The 13,257-nt window shown below is 68.3% G+C and carries 8 protein-coding genes and 2 tRNA genes; 7 read left to right on the top strand and 3 right to left on the bottom strand.

Annotation, left to right across the window (positions count from 1 at the left end; all coding sequences use genetic code 11):
- Nucleotides 1-269: 269 nt before the first annotated feature.
- The 6 genes from gyrB to FHR84_RS20075 all read left to right on the top strand — a co-directional run bounded on the left by gyrB (nucleotide 270) and on the right by FHR84_RS20075 (nucleotide 6,403).
- Entirely contained in the window at nucleotides 270-2,243 is a 1,974-nt protein-coding gene (gene gyrB / locus FHR84_RS20095; RefSeq protein WP_179537095.1) for a DNA topoisomerase (ATP-hydrolyzing) subunit B, read from the top strand.
- A 178-nt stretch (nucleotides 2,244-2,421) separates the two neighbouring features.
- Nucleotides 2,422-4,917 (top strand): DNA gyrase subunit A, encoded by a 2,496-nt coding sequence (gene gyrA, locus FHR84_RS20090; protein ID WP_179537094.1) that lies wholly within the window; start codon nucleotides 2,422-2,424, stop codon nucleotides 4,915-4,917.
- Between the two features lie 53 nt (nucleotides 4,918-4,970).
- Complete coding sequence (locus FHR84_RS20085) at nucleotides 4,971-5,822, top strand: DUF3566 domain-containing protein (protein WP_343075354.1); 852 nt, start codon at nucleotides 4,971-4,973, stop codon at nucleotides 5,820-5,822.
- A gap of 140 nt (nucleotides 5,823-5,962) precedes the next feature.
- Nucleotides 5,963-6,036 (top strand) — tRNA-Ile (locus FHR84_RS20080).
- 66 nt (nucleotides 6,037-6,102) lie between these two features.
- Nucleotides 6,103-6,219 carry a DLW-39 family protein gene (locus FHR84_RS22120; protein WP_017972653.1) on the top strand — a complete coding sequence of 39 codons (117 nt, stop codon included), beginning with the start codon at nucleotides 6,103-6,105 and terminating at the stop codon, nucleotides 6,217-6,219.
- Nucleotides 6,220-6,330: 111 nt separating this feature from the next.
- Nucleotides 6,331-6,403 (top strand) — tRNA-Ala (locus tag FHR84_RS20075).
- Between the two features lie 130 nt (nucleotides 6,404-6,533).
- Here FHR84_RS20075 and FHR84_RS20070 read toward each other — a convergent pair.
- Together FHR84_RS20070 and FHR84_RS20065 are read right to left on the bottom strand one after the other, a co-directional pair.
- Entirely contained in the window at nucleotides 6,534-8,648 is a 2,115-nt protein-coding gene (locus FHR84_RS20070; protein ID WP_179537093.1) for a putative bifunctional diguanylate cyclase/phosphodiesterase, read from the bottom strand.
- 302 nt (nucleotides 8,649-8,950) lie between these two features.
- Nucleotides 8,951-9,556: a TetR/AcrR family transcriptional regulator gene (locus tag FHR84_RS20065; protein ID WP_179537092.1), complete on the bottom strand. Its 606-nt coding sequence runs from the start codon at nucleotides 9,554-9,556 to the stop codon at nucleotides 8,951-8,953.
- A gap of 168 nt (nucleotides 9,557-9,724) precedes the next feature.
- On the opposite strand from FHR84_RS20065, the gene FHR84_RS20060 reads away from it, so the two are divergent.
- A complete protein-coding gene (locus FHR84_RS20060; RefSeq protein WP_179537091.1) occupies nucleotides 9,725-11,296 on the top strand; it encodes an MDR family MFS transporter in 1,572 nt (523 codons plus the stop codon).
- Between the two features lie 595 nt (nucleotides 11,297-11,891).
- On the opposite strand, the gene gdhA is transcribed toward FHR84_RS20060, so the two are convergent.
- Complete coding sequence (gene gdhA, locus FHR84_RS20055) at nucleotides 11,892-13,235, bottom strand: NADP-specific glutamate dehydrogenase (protein WP_179537090.1); 1,344 nt, start codon at nucleotides 13,233-13,235, stop codon at nucleotides 11,892-11,894.
- Nucleotides 13,236-13,257: the final 22 nt, after the last annotated feature.

The following is a 13,257-nucleotide window of genomic DNA, read 5'->3' as shown; positions in this document are numbered from 1 at the left end:
AGAATCTTCGTGTCGCAGCCGCCGCCCTGTAAAGGTGTCCTGATCCGTTTCGGGAGCTCTGTGAGCAATTCAGGGGTGTCCTTGGCGGGTTCCTGACATGGCCGACCAGTAGAATGGTGACGGGTCCGGCCCGGCGGCCTCGTGCGAGGCGGTCGCGTCGGGCATTGGCAGGGGTCGTGTCCGACCCGAGCCCGCGCCGGCGGCTTCGCCGATCCCGTCCGCGCAGGCTCCAGACTCAAGCAATTCGGCTCTAGGAGACTCCGAGGCCCGTGACAGCGAAGAAGAACGAATACAGCGCTTCATCCATCACCGTTCTCGAGGGCCTTGAGGCAGTCCGCAAGCGTCCCGGCATGTACATCGGTTCGACCGGGGAACGGGGCCTGCACCACCTGGTGCAGGAGGTTGTGGACAACTCGGTGGACGAAGCGATGGCGGGGCACGCCAGCGAGGTCACCGTCACCCTCCTCGCGGACGGCGGTGTGCAGGTCACCGACGACGGCCGCGGCATCCCGGTGGACGAGCACCCCGTGGAGAAGAAACCGACGCTGGAAGTCGTGCTGACGATGCTGCACGCGGGCGGCAAGTTCGGCGGCGACAGCTACGCGGTTTCCGGCGGTCTGCACGGTGTCGGTGTTTCCGTGGTCAACGCCCTGTCCACGGCGCTGGAGGCCGAGGTCTTCCGGGACGGCTACGTGTGGCGGCAGCACTACCAGGACTCCAAGCCGGTCTCGGCCCCGGAGCGCGGGGAGAGCACCGACAGGACGGGCACCAGGATCACCTTCTGGGCGGACCCGGCGACGTTCGAGACCACGCGCTACGACGCCGAGACCATCGCGCGCAGGCTGCAGGAGATGGCCTTCCTGAACAAGGGGCTGCGCATCGTGCTGCGTGACGAGCGCGCCGCGGCCGAGGACACCGCGGGCGAGGACGCCACGGGAGAAGCGGCCGTGGCCTCCGAACGCGTCTTCCACTACCCCGGTGGGCTCGAGGACTTCGTCGCGCACATCAACCACACGAAGGACCCCATCCACAAGAAGATCGTGAGCTTCAGCTCCGCGGGCGATGGCCACGAGGTCGAGATCGCGTTGCAGTGGAACGGCGGTTTCCAGCAGTCGGTCTACACCTTCGCCAACACGATCAACACCCACGAGGGCGGGACCCACGAGGAGGGCTTCCGCGCGGCGCTGACCAGGGTTGTCAACGCCTACGCCAAGGACAAGAAGCTGCTCAAGGACAAGGACGGCAGCCTGACCGGCGACGACGTCCGCGAGGGCCTCGCGGCGATCATCTCGGTCAAGGTCTCCGAACCGCAGTTCGAGGGGCAGACCAAGACCAAGCTCGGCAACACCGAGGTCAAGTCCTTCGTGCAGACCACGGCCTTCGAGTGGCTCAGCGACTGGTTCGAGCGCAACCCGGCCGACGCCAAGGCCATCATCAACAAGGCCGTCTCCTCGGCGCAGGCCAGGGTGGCCGCGCGCAAGGCCAAGGACCTGGTGCGGCGCAAGTCCGCGATGGACATCGGTGGTCTCCCCGGCAAGCTCAAGGACTGCCAGTCCAACAGCCCGGACGAGTGCGAGCTCTACATCGTGGAGGGCGACTCGGCCGGTGGCTCGGCCAAGGAGGGCAGGGAGTCCCGCTACCAGGCGATCCTGCCCATCCGCGGGAAGATCATCAACGTGGAGAAGTCCCGGATCGACAAGGTCCTCAAGAACAACGAGGTGCAGTCGATCATCACCGCGTTGGGGACCGGTATCCACGACGAGTTCGACCTGTCCAAGCTGCGCTACAACAAGGTCGTGCTCATGGCCGACGCCGATGTGGACGGCCAGCACATCCGCACCCTGCTGCTGACGCTGCTGTTCAGGTTCATGCGCCCGCTGATCGAGAACGGTCACGTCTACCTGGCGAGCCCGCCGCTGTACAAGATCAAGTGGCCGCGTTCCCAGCCGCAGTACGTCTACAGCGAGCGCGAGCGCGACGCGGCGATGGAGCAGGGCGCCAACGAGGGCCGCAAGCTCCCCAAGGAGGAGGGCATCCAGCGGTACAAGGGGCTCGGCGAGATGAACGCCAACGAGCTCTGGGAAACCACGATGGATCCCGACCACCGGGTGCTGATGCAGGTGACCCTGGACGACGCGGCCACGGCCGACGAGCTGTTCAGCGTGTTGATGGGTGAGGACGTCGAGGCGCGGCGTTCGTTCATCACCCGCAACGCCAGGGGAGTCCGCCTGCTCGACGTCTGATGGACGCCCGGGGCCCGGCCCGTGCTCCGGAGCGGGATCCCCCGTTCGGCCCGGGCGCCGGGCCACCGCCGCCGCTCCGGCTCCGAACGAAGCCTGACGAACTCGTGCGACCGCTCGAAACGATCCCGGATCGTCCGGGCGAGCCGCCACAGCCAATCCACTGAATAGAAGGACGGGTATGACCGAGACCTTGCCCCCCGAGGGCGGCCGCGTCGAGCCGGTCGATCTCCAGCAGGAGATGCAGAACTCCTACATCGACTACGCCATGAGCGTGATCGTGGCCCGGGCGCTTCCGGACGTGCGCGACGGCCTGAAACCGGTGCACCGCCGGGTGCTGTACTCCATGTACGACTCGGGGCACCGGCCCGACCGCTCCTACGTGAAGTGCTCGCGCGTGGTCGGTGACGTGATGGGTAACTATCACCCGCACGGCGACTCGGCGATCTACGACACCCTGGTCCGGCTGGCCCAGCCGTGGTCGATGCGCAACGTGCTCATCGACGGCCAGGGCAACTTCGGTTCGCCCGGCAACGATCCCGCCGCCGCCATGCGCTACACCGAGTCCCGGCTGGCGCCGCTGGCGATGAGCATGCTGTCCGAGATCGAAGAGGACACGGTCGAGTTCTCGGACAACTACGACGGCCGCACGCAGGAACCGGACGTGCTGCCCGCGCGCATCCCCAATCTGCTGGTCAACGGCGGTGGCGGTATCGCGGTCGGGATGGCGACCAACATTCCGCCGCACAACCTGCGCGAGGTCGCGGACGGAGTCGTCTGGGCGCTGGACAATCCGGAGGCCGCCGACGACGAGCTGCTCGAGGCGCTGATCGAGCGGATCAAGGGCCCCGATTTCCCCACCGACGGGCTGATCATGGGCACCAACGCGATCGCCGAGGCCTACCGCACCGGCCGCGGCTCGATCAGGATGCGTGCCGTGGTCGACATCGAGGAGGACGCCAAGGGGCGTGCCGCCCTGGTGGTCACCGAGCTTCCCTATCAGGTGAACCCGGACAACCTGATCGAGAACATCGCCACGATGCACCGCGACGGCAAGCTCTCGGGCATCAGCGATATCGCGGACGAGTCGAACAACCGCCGCGGCATGCGCATCGTGATCACGCTCAAGCGGGACGCGATCCCGAAGGTCGTGCTCAACAACCTGTACAAGCACACCCAGTTGCAGACGACCTTCGGCGTGAACATGCTCGCCCTGGTCGACGGCGTGCCGCGTACGTTGCGTCTGGACCAGGTGGTCCGCCACTACGTGCGGCACCAGATCGACGTGATCGTCCGGCGGACGAAGTACCGGCTGCGCAAGGCCGAGCAGCGCGCGCACATCCTGCGCGGGCTCGCCGTGGCGCTGGACCAGCTGGACGAGGTGATCAACCTGATCCGGAGCTCGCCGACCGTGGACGAGGCGCGCACCGGTCTGATCGAGCTGCTCGGGATCGACGAGGACCAGGCCACGGCGATCCTGGAGATGCAGCTGCGCAAGCTGGCCGCCATGGAGCGGCAGAAGATCGTCGACGAGCTCGCCGAGATCGAGACGAGGATCGCCGATCTCAACGACATCCTGGCCAAGCCGGAGCGGCAGCGTGCGATCGTCCGCGCCGAGCTGATGGAGATCGTCGACAAGCACGGCAAGGAGCGGCGCACCAGGATCGTCCCGTACGAGGGCGAGGTCTCCATGGAGGACCTCATCGCCGATGAGGACGTGGTGGTGACCATCACTCGTACGGGTTATGCCAAGCGCACCCGCACGGACCTGTACCGGGCGCAGAAGCGCGGCGGCAAGGGCGTGCAGGGCGCCGCGTTGAAGCAGGACGACATCGTCTCGCACTTCTTCGTCTGCTCCACGCACGACTGGATCCTCTTCTTCACCAACAAGGGGCGGGTCTACCGTGCGAAGGCCTACGAGCTGCCGGAGGCGAACCGCACCGCGCGCGGTCAGCACGTGGCGAACCTGCTCGCCTTCCAGCCGGACGAGCACATCGCCCAGGTGATGCAGATCAAGGACTACACGGTCTCCCCGTACCTGGTGCTGGCCACCAAGAAGGGGCTGGTCAAGAAGTCCAAGCTCACCGATTTCGACTCCAACCGCTCCGGTGGCCTGATCGGGGTCAACCTCAAGGACGGCGACGAGCTGGTCGGGGCGGTGCTGTGCTCGCCGGAGGACGACCTGCTGCTGGTCTCGGCCGAGGGGCAGTCCATCCGGTTCAACGCCAGCGACGAGGTGCTGCGTCCCATGGGGCGGGCGACCTCGGGTGTCCTCGGCATGCGGTTCAACTCCGGCGACGAGCTGCTGGCCATGGGGGTGGTCCGCGAGAACCGGTACGTGCTGGTCGCGACCCAGGGTGGCTACGCCAAACGCACCCCGATCGACGAGTACCCCGTGCAGGGACGCGGCGGTAAGGGTGTGTTGACCATTCAGCACGACAGAAAACGTGGCAGGCTTGTGGCAGCGCTCATCGCCGAACTCGACGACGAGCTCTACGCGATCACCTCCACGGGCGGGGTTATTCGCACCACTGCCAAGGAGGTGCGGAAAGCCGGCAGGCAGACGAAGGGGGTCCGCTTGATGGATCTCGGTGAGGGCAACTCGCTGGTGGCCATCGCTCGTAACGCGGACGAGGCCGTCGATCCGGATGCCGCCGGGCCGGAGCAACGGAAGTAAGCCACGCGGAAGGCCCGGGTGGCAGACAGCCGACGATCAGTGAAGGATCGCTCGTGACATCTTCGGACAAGCCGCAGGAATCGGAGTCTCGTTCAACTGGCGAGCAGGACACGACCTCGACCACGACTACGGCGGAGGCGACGGCAACCTCGGTTTCCGGGGGGATGTCCACGGACACTGCCGACAGCGGCGTGGACGCGGGCGGTCGCAGCGACTCCGGCAGCGAGGTCGACGGTTCCGAGCCCGCACCGCCGTGGCAGCGCGTCACGAGCTCGTCGAGCTCGGCCGCTGCCCCGGGCGGCGAGAGCGGGCAGGAAACCACGACGCGGGGGACGGCCGAGCCTTCCGACGCCGCCTCCGAGACGGGGTCGGACTCCGAGGAAACCCACAAGATTCCGCATCCGTTGCGGGGGAGTTCCGAGCCGGAGGAGGGTGCTTCGGCGGCGGAGTCGGCGCGCTCGAGCGTCTCGTTCGCCGCGATGGGGGGCGTGCGCGGTTCGGGCACGTCCACCCAGGGGAGCAGCTCCCGGAGGCCGAACCGCGGTCCACGGCGCGCCAGTCTCCAGGTGCGCCGGGTGGATCCGTGGTCGGTGCTCAAGCTGGCTCTCGTGCTGAGCGTCACCCTGTTCTTCGTGTGGATGATCGCGGTCGCGGTGCTCTACGGGGTGCTCGGCGGCATGGGCGTGTGGGAGCAGCTCAACGGCACGTTCAGTGATCTGACCCAGCCGGAGAACTCGTTGGCCGAACCCTTGATCAGCCCCGGAAGGATCTTCGGCGTGGCCATGATCATCGGTGCGGTGAACATCGTGCTGATCACCGCGCTGGCCACGGTCGCCGGGTTCATCTACAACGTGGCGGCCGATTTCGTGGGCGGAGTCGAGCTGACACTGTCCGAACGCGAGTGACGGGTGGGTGCCCGGATGTTCGTCGGTGGAGGAATCCCAGCTCAGCGCCCTTTGTGTGCTGTCGCTGCGGTCCGGGGCGCGCACTGGGCACCCCCCTTTGAACGCGATCGTGAGCACGTGTAATGTGTGCAGTGCACGCAGGGCCTATAGCTCAGTCGGTTAGAGCGCTTTGCTGATAACGAAGAGGTCGGAGGTTCAAGTCCTCCTAGGCCCACGTGGCACGTGCCGCCGCTGCGAGTATCGCGGCGGCGGCACACGTTCGTAGTAGGAGGCATCCGAAGTGAAGAAGCTGCTCATCCTTGCTGCTGTTGCAGGTGCGGTCCTGTTCGTCGTTCGGCGCAAGAGTGCGGCCAAGGCGGAGGCCGACCTGTGGCGCGAGGCCACGGCCGAGGCCTGAGTGCCCGGACCGGCCCATGGTTCGCCCCTGCTTCGGAGCTGATCCTTCGGATGGTCACCGATTCGGGCGTCGTTTTCGCACGTCGGCCGATGAGGGTCCGACGTGGCGAACGGGGACGTAGCTCAATCGGCAGAGCACCGCTTTTGCAAGGCGGGGGTTAGGGGTTCGATTCCCCTCGTCTCCACATCGAGGCCCGGTGGACGCTACAGCGTCCGCCGGGCCTTTTCGCGTTCGTGGGACTTCACGTTCCGGATGTTTCCGAGGCACCGCCTCACGTGCCGGGACGAGTCCCGCGCAGCCGTTCCGCGCGGTCCTCACAGCGCGGGGTTCGGAGTGGGGCTGGTGTCGAGGTACTCGCGGAACCGCTCGGCGGGCAGCGGGGCGGAGAACAGGTAGCCCTGGTACGCGTCGACGCCGATCGCGCGGAGCAGGTGGTGCTGGGTGGCGTTCTCGACGCCCTCGGCGATGCAGGTGAGCCCCATGGTCCGGGTCAGCTCGGTCACGGCCCGAGCGATCCCCAGGTCGGTGATCTCGGTGCCCAGCCCGGAGACGAACTTCCGGTCGAGTTTGATGATCTGGGTGGGCAGGTCCCGGAGCCTGGCCAGCGAGGAGTAGCCGCTGCCGAAGTCGTCCATGGCGAACCGCACGCCGGTGTCCACGAGTTCGCGCATGGCCTGGAGCGGTTGTGCCTCCAGCTCCGCGATGACGGTTTCGACCATCTCCAGCACCAGGTTCTCGGGTGAGGTCCCGGCGTCGCCGATCGCCGCGGAGATCTCCTCGGCGAAGCCCGGTTGTCCGGGGCGCAGACCGGCGAGGTTCACCGCGACGCTCACCTGGCGGCCGTCGGGACGCCGCCAGCCCGCGGATTCGCGCAGCGCGGTGCGCAGCACGCAGCGGTCCAGCTCGGCCAGCAGCCCTCCGCGTTCGGCGACGGTGAGCACGACGTCCGGGGTGAGCGGTCCGTGCTCGGGGTGGTTCCACCGCAGCAGCGCCTCGGCCAGGGCCACGGATCCGTCGTTGGTGAGGATGGGCTGGTAGTGCACCCCCAGCCGGTCGTTGTCGATCGCCTCCCGGAGCTGCTGCTCCATGGCGAGCTGGTCGATTCCGGCCTGGCTGGGCACTACACGGCCGAGGGCTATGTTCGTCTGGCCCTGGCCACGTATCCGGGCCTGGAACATCGCGGCCTCGGCCGACCGCATGAGCTCGGTCAGGGTCGTCTCGGGGTGCACGACCGCCGTGGAGCCGACCGAGGCCGACACGTGCACCACTCGACCGTGCAGCCGCACGTCCATCCGGAAGAGCTCGCCCACCTCGCGGGTGAAGTCCTCCAGGCCGCCGAAGGAGTCGACGTCGGAGCAGAAGACCACGAACTCGTCCCCGTAGAAGCGGGCCGGGGTGCACTCCGGCGGGAGTTCGCTGGTCAGGTGCTCGGCCACCTCCGCGAGCAGCTCGTCGCCGGCCGTGTGCCCGAGCGAGTCGTTCACGCGTTTGAAGTTGTTCAGGTCGCAGAACAGCACGGCGACCTTCTCGGCCGTGTTCCGGGAGAGCAGCGTGGACAGCAGCTCCTCGGAGCCCCTGCGGTTGAGCAGCCCGGTCGTGGCGTCGTGGGTGGCCTGGTAGCGCAGGGCCTCGGTGTGGCTCACCTGGGCGGTCACGTCGTGGAAGACCAGCAGCCACGAGCGGCTCCCGTCGTCGCTCACCGAGGCCGCGCTGCGCAGTTGGCACAGCACCGGCTGGCCGTCGGAGCGGGCCAGCACCCGGTGCGGAACCGGCCCGCCCACGTTCTCGCCTCCGGGGCTGTTCGGGCTGGGGAACAGCACTCCGCCCTCGTCGCTGGGGTGCAGGAAGTCGTGTTCGGCCATCTCGAAGAAGTCCCGCAGCTGATAGCCGAGCAGTTCCGCCAGTGCGCCGTTGGCGTCGAGCAGGTGGCCCGCCTGGTCGAACAGCGCGATCCCGACCGGGGCGAGTTCGAACAGGTCGGTGAAGCGGCGCATCGATCGTTGTTGACGCGCTCCGGCCTCGCTCTCGTCGCGGGTGATCTTGATGAACCCGTCCAGCTTGCCCGCGGGGGACCGCTGGGCGGTGATCACCACGTGGGCCCAGAACCGGCTGCCGTCCTTGCGCACCCGCCAGCCCCGGTCGATGAAGAAGCCGTGCGCCTCGGCCTGCTCCAGCTCCCACTGCGGGTATCCGGAGGTGATCGCCTCCTCGGAGTAGAACAGGGAGAAGTGCCTGCCGATGACTTCCGCGCTGCTGTACCCCTTCATCCGCGCCGCACCGGCGTTCCAGCTGGCCACGTGGCCGCTCGCGTCGAGCGAGAAGATCGCGTACTCGCGCATGTCCTCGGCGGCGAGAACCTTGGCCGCGTCGGCCCGCACCGCCGGGGCTTCGGCGGGGCCGTCGAACGTCTCGGACTCCTGCTGATCCATGTCGGTTCCCTCAACGTGGCGGAGCGGTCGCTGGAGGCTGCGGTTCCGCCCGGATGAGGGACTCCCCGGGAAGGGCCCCGGCTCGCGCCCGGCCGAACTCGTCCGCCCGCTGCGGGGACCGGGCGTTCGTCGGGGCGGCTGCGTGGCCTTTCGGCCGTTCCGGGGAAGTCCCACACGGTCGTTACCGCTTTCCTGCGAAACTTCGCGTCACCATACATACCCACCGATGGGGGTGTGTCATGTCGCGCGCCCGCGGAGACGGATTCGCGTGCCCGGCAGCGTCGTCGTCCCTCCGGAGCGGATCAGCGCTCGTTCGTTCCGTTGGTCGAGCGCAGCAGGGACACCGTGCGGCTGACGTGTTCGGTGACCTGTTGCTCGTCGAACGGTTGGTGCAGCACGAGCCGGTGGTAGTAGATCGGCCCGGCCAGCAGGCTGACGGCCCACTCGGGGTCGAGCGAGTCCGCGAGCTCACCGCTCCGCTGCGCCCGGTGCAGTGCGGAGAGCACCTCCCGGCGTCGGCTGTGAACGTATTCGCGGTACACCTCGGCCAGCGCCTCGTCGTGCTCGGCGGCCACGGCGAGACTGCCCGCGATCGCTCCCCAGCGGGAGGAGCGGAGTCCCGTGCCGAGCTGCCCGATCACTCGTTGCAACTCCTGCTCCAGCCCTTCTCCGGGGGCCGGGTCCCCCGGGGCGGTGTCACGCAGTTGGACGCCGAGGTGTTCCACGGCGTCGATGAGCAGTCGAAGGCGTTCCGGCCAGTGCCGGTACAGCGTGCTGCGCGAGATTCCGGCCGTCGAGGCGACGGCGTCCATGGTCATCGCTTCGACGCCGCGTTCGGCGAGCAGTCGCACTGTCGAATCGAGTACGCGTTGGCGGGTGCGGACCGCCCGCGGGTCTTCGGGATTCATGCGCACCACTGTAGTACAAGTCTGTTGCACAGATCGGCTTCGCCATCTACAGTACAGGACTGTACTAGAAATGCGTGTTTCCGGGCGAGAGGTGCCGAACAGCCGTCGGCGGAACGCGCTTCCGGCGGATGCCGGCCCCGTCCGCGGGAACGACCGAAGGGGTGGGCGATGAGAACGAGGACCACGCGGGGAAGCGAGCGGCGTCGCCTCCCCGGGCAGGAGCGGGGGAAACGGGGCGCGTTCTGGGCGATGATGATCGTGGTCTTCCTGGCCGCGATGGACTCCACGGTCGTGGCCACGGTGCTCCCCGCGATACCGGCCGAACTGGGCAGCTCCGGACTGCTCGCCTGGGTGGTCACCAGCTACCTGCTCACCACTGCCGTGTCCATCCCGCTGTGGGGCAAGGCGGCCGACCTGACGAGCAGGCGACGGCTGTACCTCGTGGCCACCGCGGTGTTCCTCCTCGGCTCCCTGGGCGTCGCCTCCGCACCGAACATGACGGTCCTGCTGGCGGCGCGCGCGGTGCAGGGGACGGGCACCGGAGGTCTCATGGCCCTGACCCCGACGATCATCGGCCAGATGTTCGCCTCCCGCATCAGGGGGCGCTTTCACGGGATACAGGGCGCCGTGCTCGCCGGAGCCAGCATCGTGGGACCGCTGGTGGGCGGTTTCCTGGAAGCGGCCCTCGGCTGGCGCTGGGCCTTCTGGATCAACCTGCCGCTCGTGCTGCCCGCCCTGCTGATCGCGGGGCGCTTCCTGCCCGCCCCGGAGGCCCGGGCGGGGAAACGCCGGATCGATCTCGTCGGGGCGGCGCTGCTGGCGATCGGCGCTTCCGCGTTCCTGCTGGCGCTCAGCGAGGGCACCCCGTTCGCCTCGGCGGGCTCCCGAGCGGTGCTGCTGGCCGCCGCAGCCGTGACCGTGCCGGTGTACCTGCTCCGGCAGGCCCGCCACGACGACCCCGTGCTGCCGCTGCGCGTGCTGCGCTCCCCGGTGGTGGCCGCCGCGGTCGGCCTTTCCTTCATCTCCGGTGCCGTGATGATCGCCGCCGTGGTCCACGCGCCGCTGTACGCGCAGACCGTCCAGGAGCGGTCCGCGGCCTCGGCCGGACTGCTGTTGCTTCCGCTCACCGGAGGTGTGCTGGTGGCCAACCTCGCCGGAGGGAACCTCATCACCTGGGTGGGCAGGTACCGCCCGTTCCTCATCGGTGGCACGGCGGCCACGACGACCGGTTTCGGGGTGCTGGCCACCGCCGGTGCCGCCACCGGGATCGGACCGTTCACGGCCGCGCTGGCGCTCGTGGGGATCGGCATCGGACTGACCATGCAGCCCTCCGTGCTCGCGCTGCAGAACGCCGTCTCCGCCGCGGACCTCGGTTCGGCCACGGCGGCGAGCACCTTCTTCCGGCAGCTCGGCTCCACGTTGTCCATCGGTGCTCTCGGAGGGCTGCTCACCGGTCGGGTGGGACCGCAGCTGTCCGCGATCACCGAGGGGGCCGGTGAGGTCACCGCGGCGGCCCGCTCCCAGGTCGCCACCGCTTTCGGGGACCTGTTCCTGATTCTGACGATGGTCGCGGTGGTGGCGTTCCTGCTCGCGCTGCTCCTTCCGGAGAAGCCGTTGGCCGAGAGCACATCCGCTGAGGAAACCGCTGAGGAAACACCCGGGGAAGCCGCGGTCGAAGCCGCTGCGGAAGCCACCGGGGAGGGGCGGGCCGTGGACCGCCCCCGGAACGCGCGCTGCTGAGCCGGTGTGCGCACGGGAGGACAGGAAAATGAGCGGCACCGTCGAACGGGAGGGAACGTCCGCCATGTCCCGACCGGGGGCCCGGACCGGTTCGGGAACGCCGCGCCTCGAGTTCGTCCCGGACATCGCCAGCGTCTGGTCGTCCCTCGGATGCGCGGGTTCGCACGGGGGGCGCCGAGCACCGGCGAGCCGGTGAGCCGCTGGAGGTGGTTTTCCGCCCGTTCCGGGTGGTGCCGCACGCCCCCGAGCCGGGGAGAGCTTGTTCGACCGCCACCAGCGGGACTCCGGTGCGGACGCGGAGCGGGAGGAGGAGCTGAGCGCGGAGCTCGTGCGGGTTCGGGAGTCGGGATCGGTTCGGTGCCCACGCTCACCGTGAACGGCGGGCGGGTGCCAACCGGGGCGTGATCGGAAAACGACCTGCGTGCCGCGCCGGAGGCGGTGCGGGGTCCTGACGCCCCTGCCGGGGGAACACCCTCGCTCGAGTATTAATGGTGACTGGTACACGGGAGGGTTTCGCCCGGCTGTTGCCGAGGCGAAACCCGTTCCGTGATCTTCCGGAGGTCTGCTCAGCCGGCCCTGTGGCGGGGCGTGATGATCAGATCAGGCCGAGCGCGAGCATGGCGTCGGCGACCCTGGTGAAGCCCGCGATGTTGGCCCCGGCCGTGTAGTCGCCGGGCATCCCGTACTCCTCGGCCGTCGCGTAGCAGCGGTCGTGCACGGAGACCATGATCTCCTCCAGCCGCTGCTCGGTGAACTCCCTGGACCAGGAGTCGCGCGAGGCGTTCTGCTGCATCTCCAGCGCGGAGGTGGCCACTCCGCCCGCGTTGGCAGCCTTGCCCGGGCCGAAGGCCACTCCGGCCTCCCGGAAGACGCGGACTCCTTCCGGGGTGGTCGGCATGTTGGCACCCTCACCGACCGCGATGCACCCGTTGTTCACCAGGGTTCCGGCCTCCTTGCCGGTGATCTCGTTCTGCGTGGCCGAGGGCAGTGCCACCTCGCAGGGGATCTCCCAGACCTGCCGGTTCGGCACGTACTTCGCGGCCTGGCGCCGTTCGGCGTACTCCGCGAGCTTGCCGCGCTCCTGCTCCTTGATCTGCTTGACGAGCTCCACGTCGATGCCGTTCTCGTCGAGCACGTACCCCTCGGAGTCGGAGCAGGCCACCACGTTGCCGCCGAGCTCCTGCACCTTCTGCATCGTGTAGATCGCCACGTTGCCGGAGCCGGAAACGACCGTGCGCTTCCCGTCGAAGGAGTTCCCGCGGGCGCTCAGCATCTCCTTGACGAAGAAGGTGTTGCCGTAGCCGGTGGCCTCGGTGCGGATGTGCGAACCGCCGAACACTCCGCTCTTGCCCGTCAGCACACCGGACTCGTAGCGGTTGGTGAGCCGCTTGTACTGCCCGAACAGGTAGCCGATCTCGCGTCCGCCGACCCCGATGTCACCGGCGGGCACGTCGGTGTACTCGCCGAGGTGCCGGTGCAGCTCGGTCATGAAGCTCTGGCAGAAGGACATGATCTCCTGGTCCGAGCGCCCCTTGGGGTCGAAGTCGGCGCCGCCCTTGCCCCCTCCGATCGGCAGTCCCGTCAGCGCGTTCTTGAAGACCTGCTCGAAACCGAGGAACTTGATGATCCCCTGGTAGACGGAGGGGTGGAAGCGGAGCCCTCCCTTGTAGGGACCCAACGCGCTGTTGAACTCCACCCGGAAACCGCGGTTGATCTGTACCCGGCCCTGGTCGTCCTGCCACGGAACGCGGAAGATGACCTGCCGTTCCGGTTCGCAGATACGCTCGATGATCTTTGCCTGCGCGTACTCCGGGTGCTTGCCCATCACCACGCCGATGCTTTCGAGCACTTCCCGCACCGCCTGGTGGAACTCGACCTCACCGGGGTTGCGCGCGACCACCTGGTCGTAGATGGGGTCCAATGACTCGTGCAATGCCATCCTCATTCCTCTTCCCGTTTCG

The sequence above is a fragment of the Actinopolyspora biskrensis genome (genome assembly GCF_013408175.1).
In the GTDB taxonomy this organism is placed as follows: Bacteria; Actinomycetota; Actinomycetes; order Mycobacteriales; family Pseudonocardiaceae; genus Actinopolyspora; species Actinopolyspora biskrensis.
Note: the sequence above shows the minus strand (reverse complement) of the source record. Positions and strands in the feature narration are given on the sequence as shown.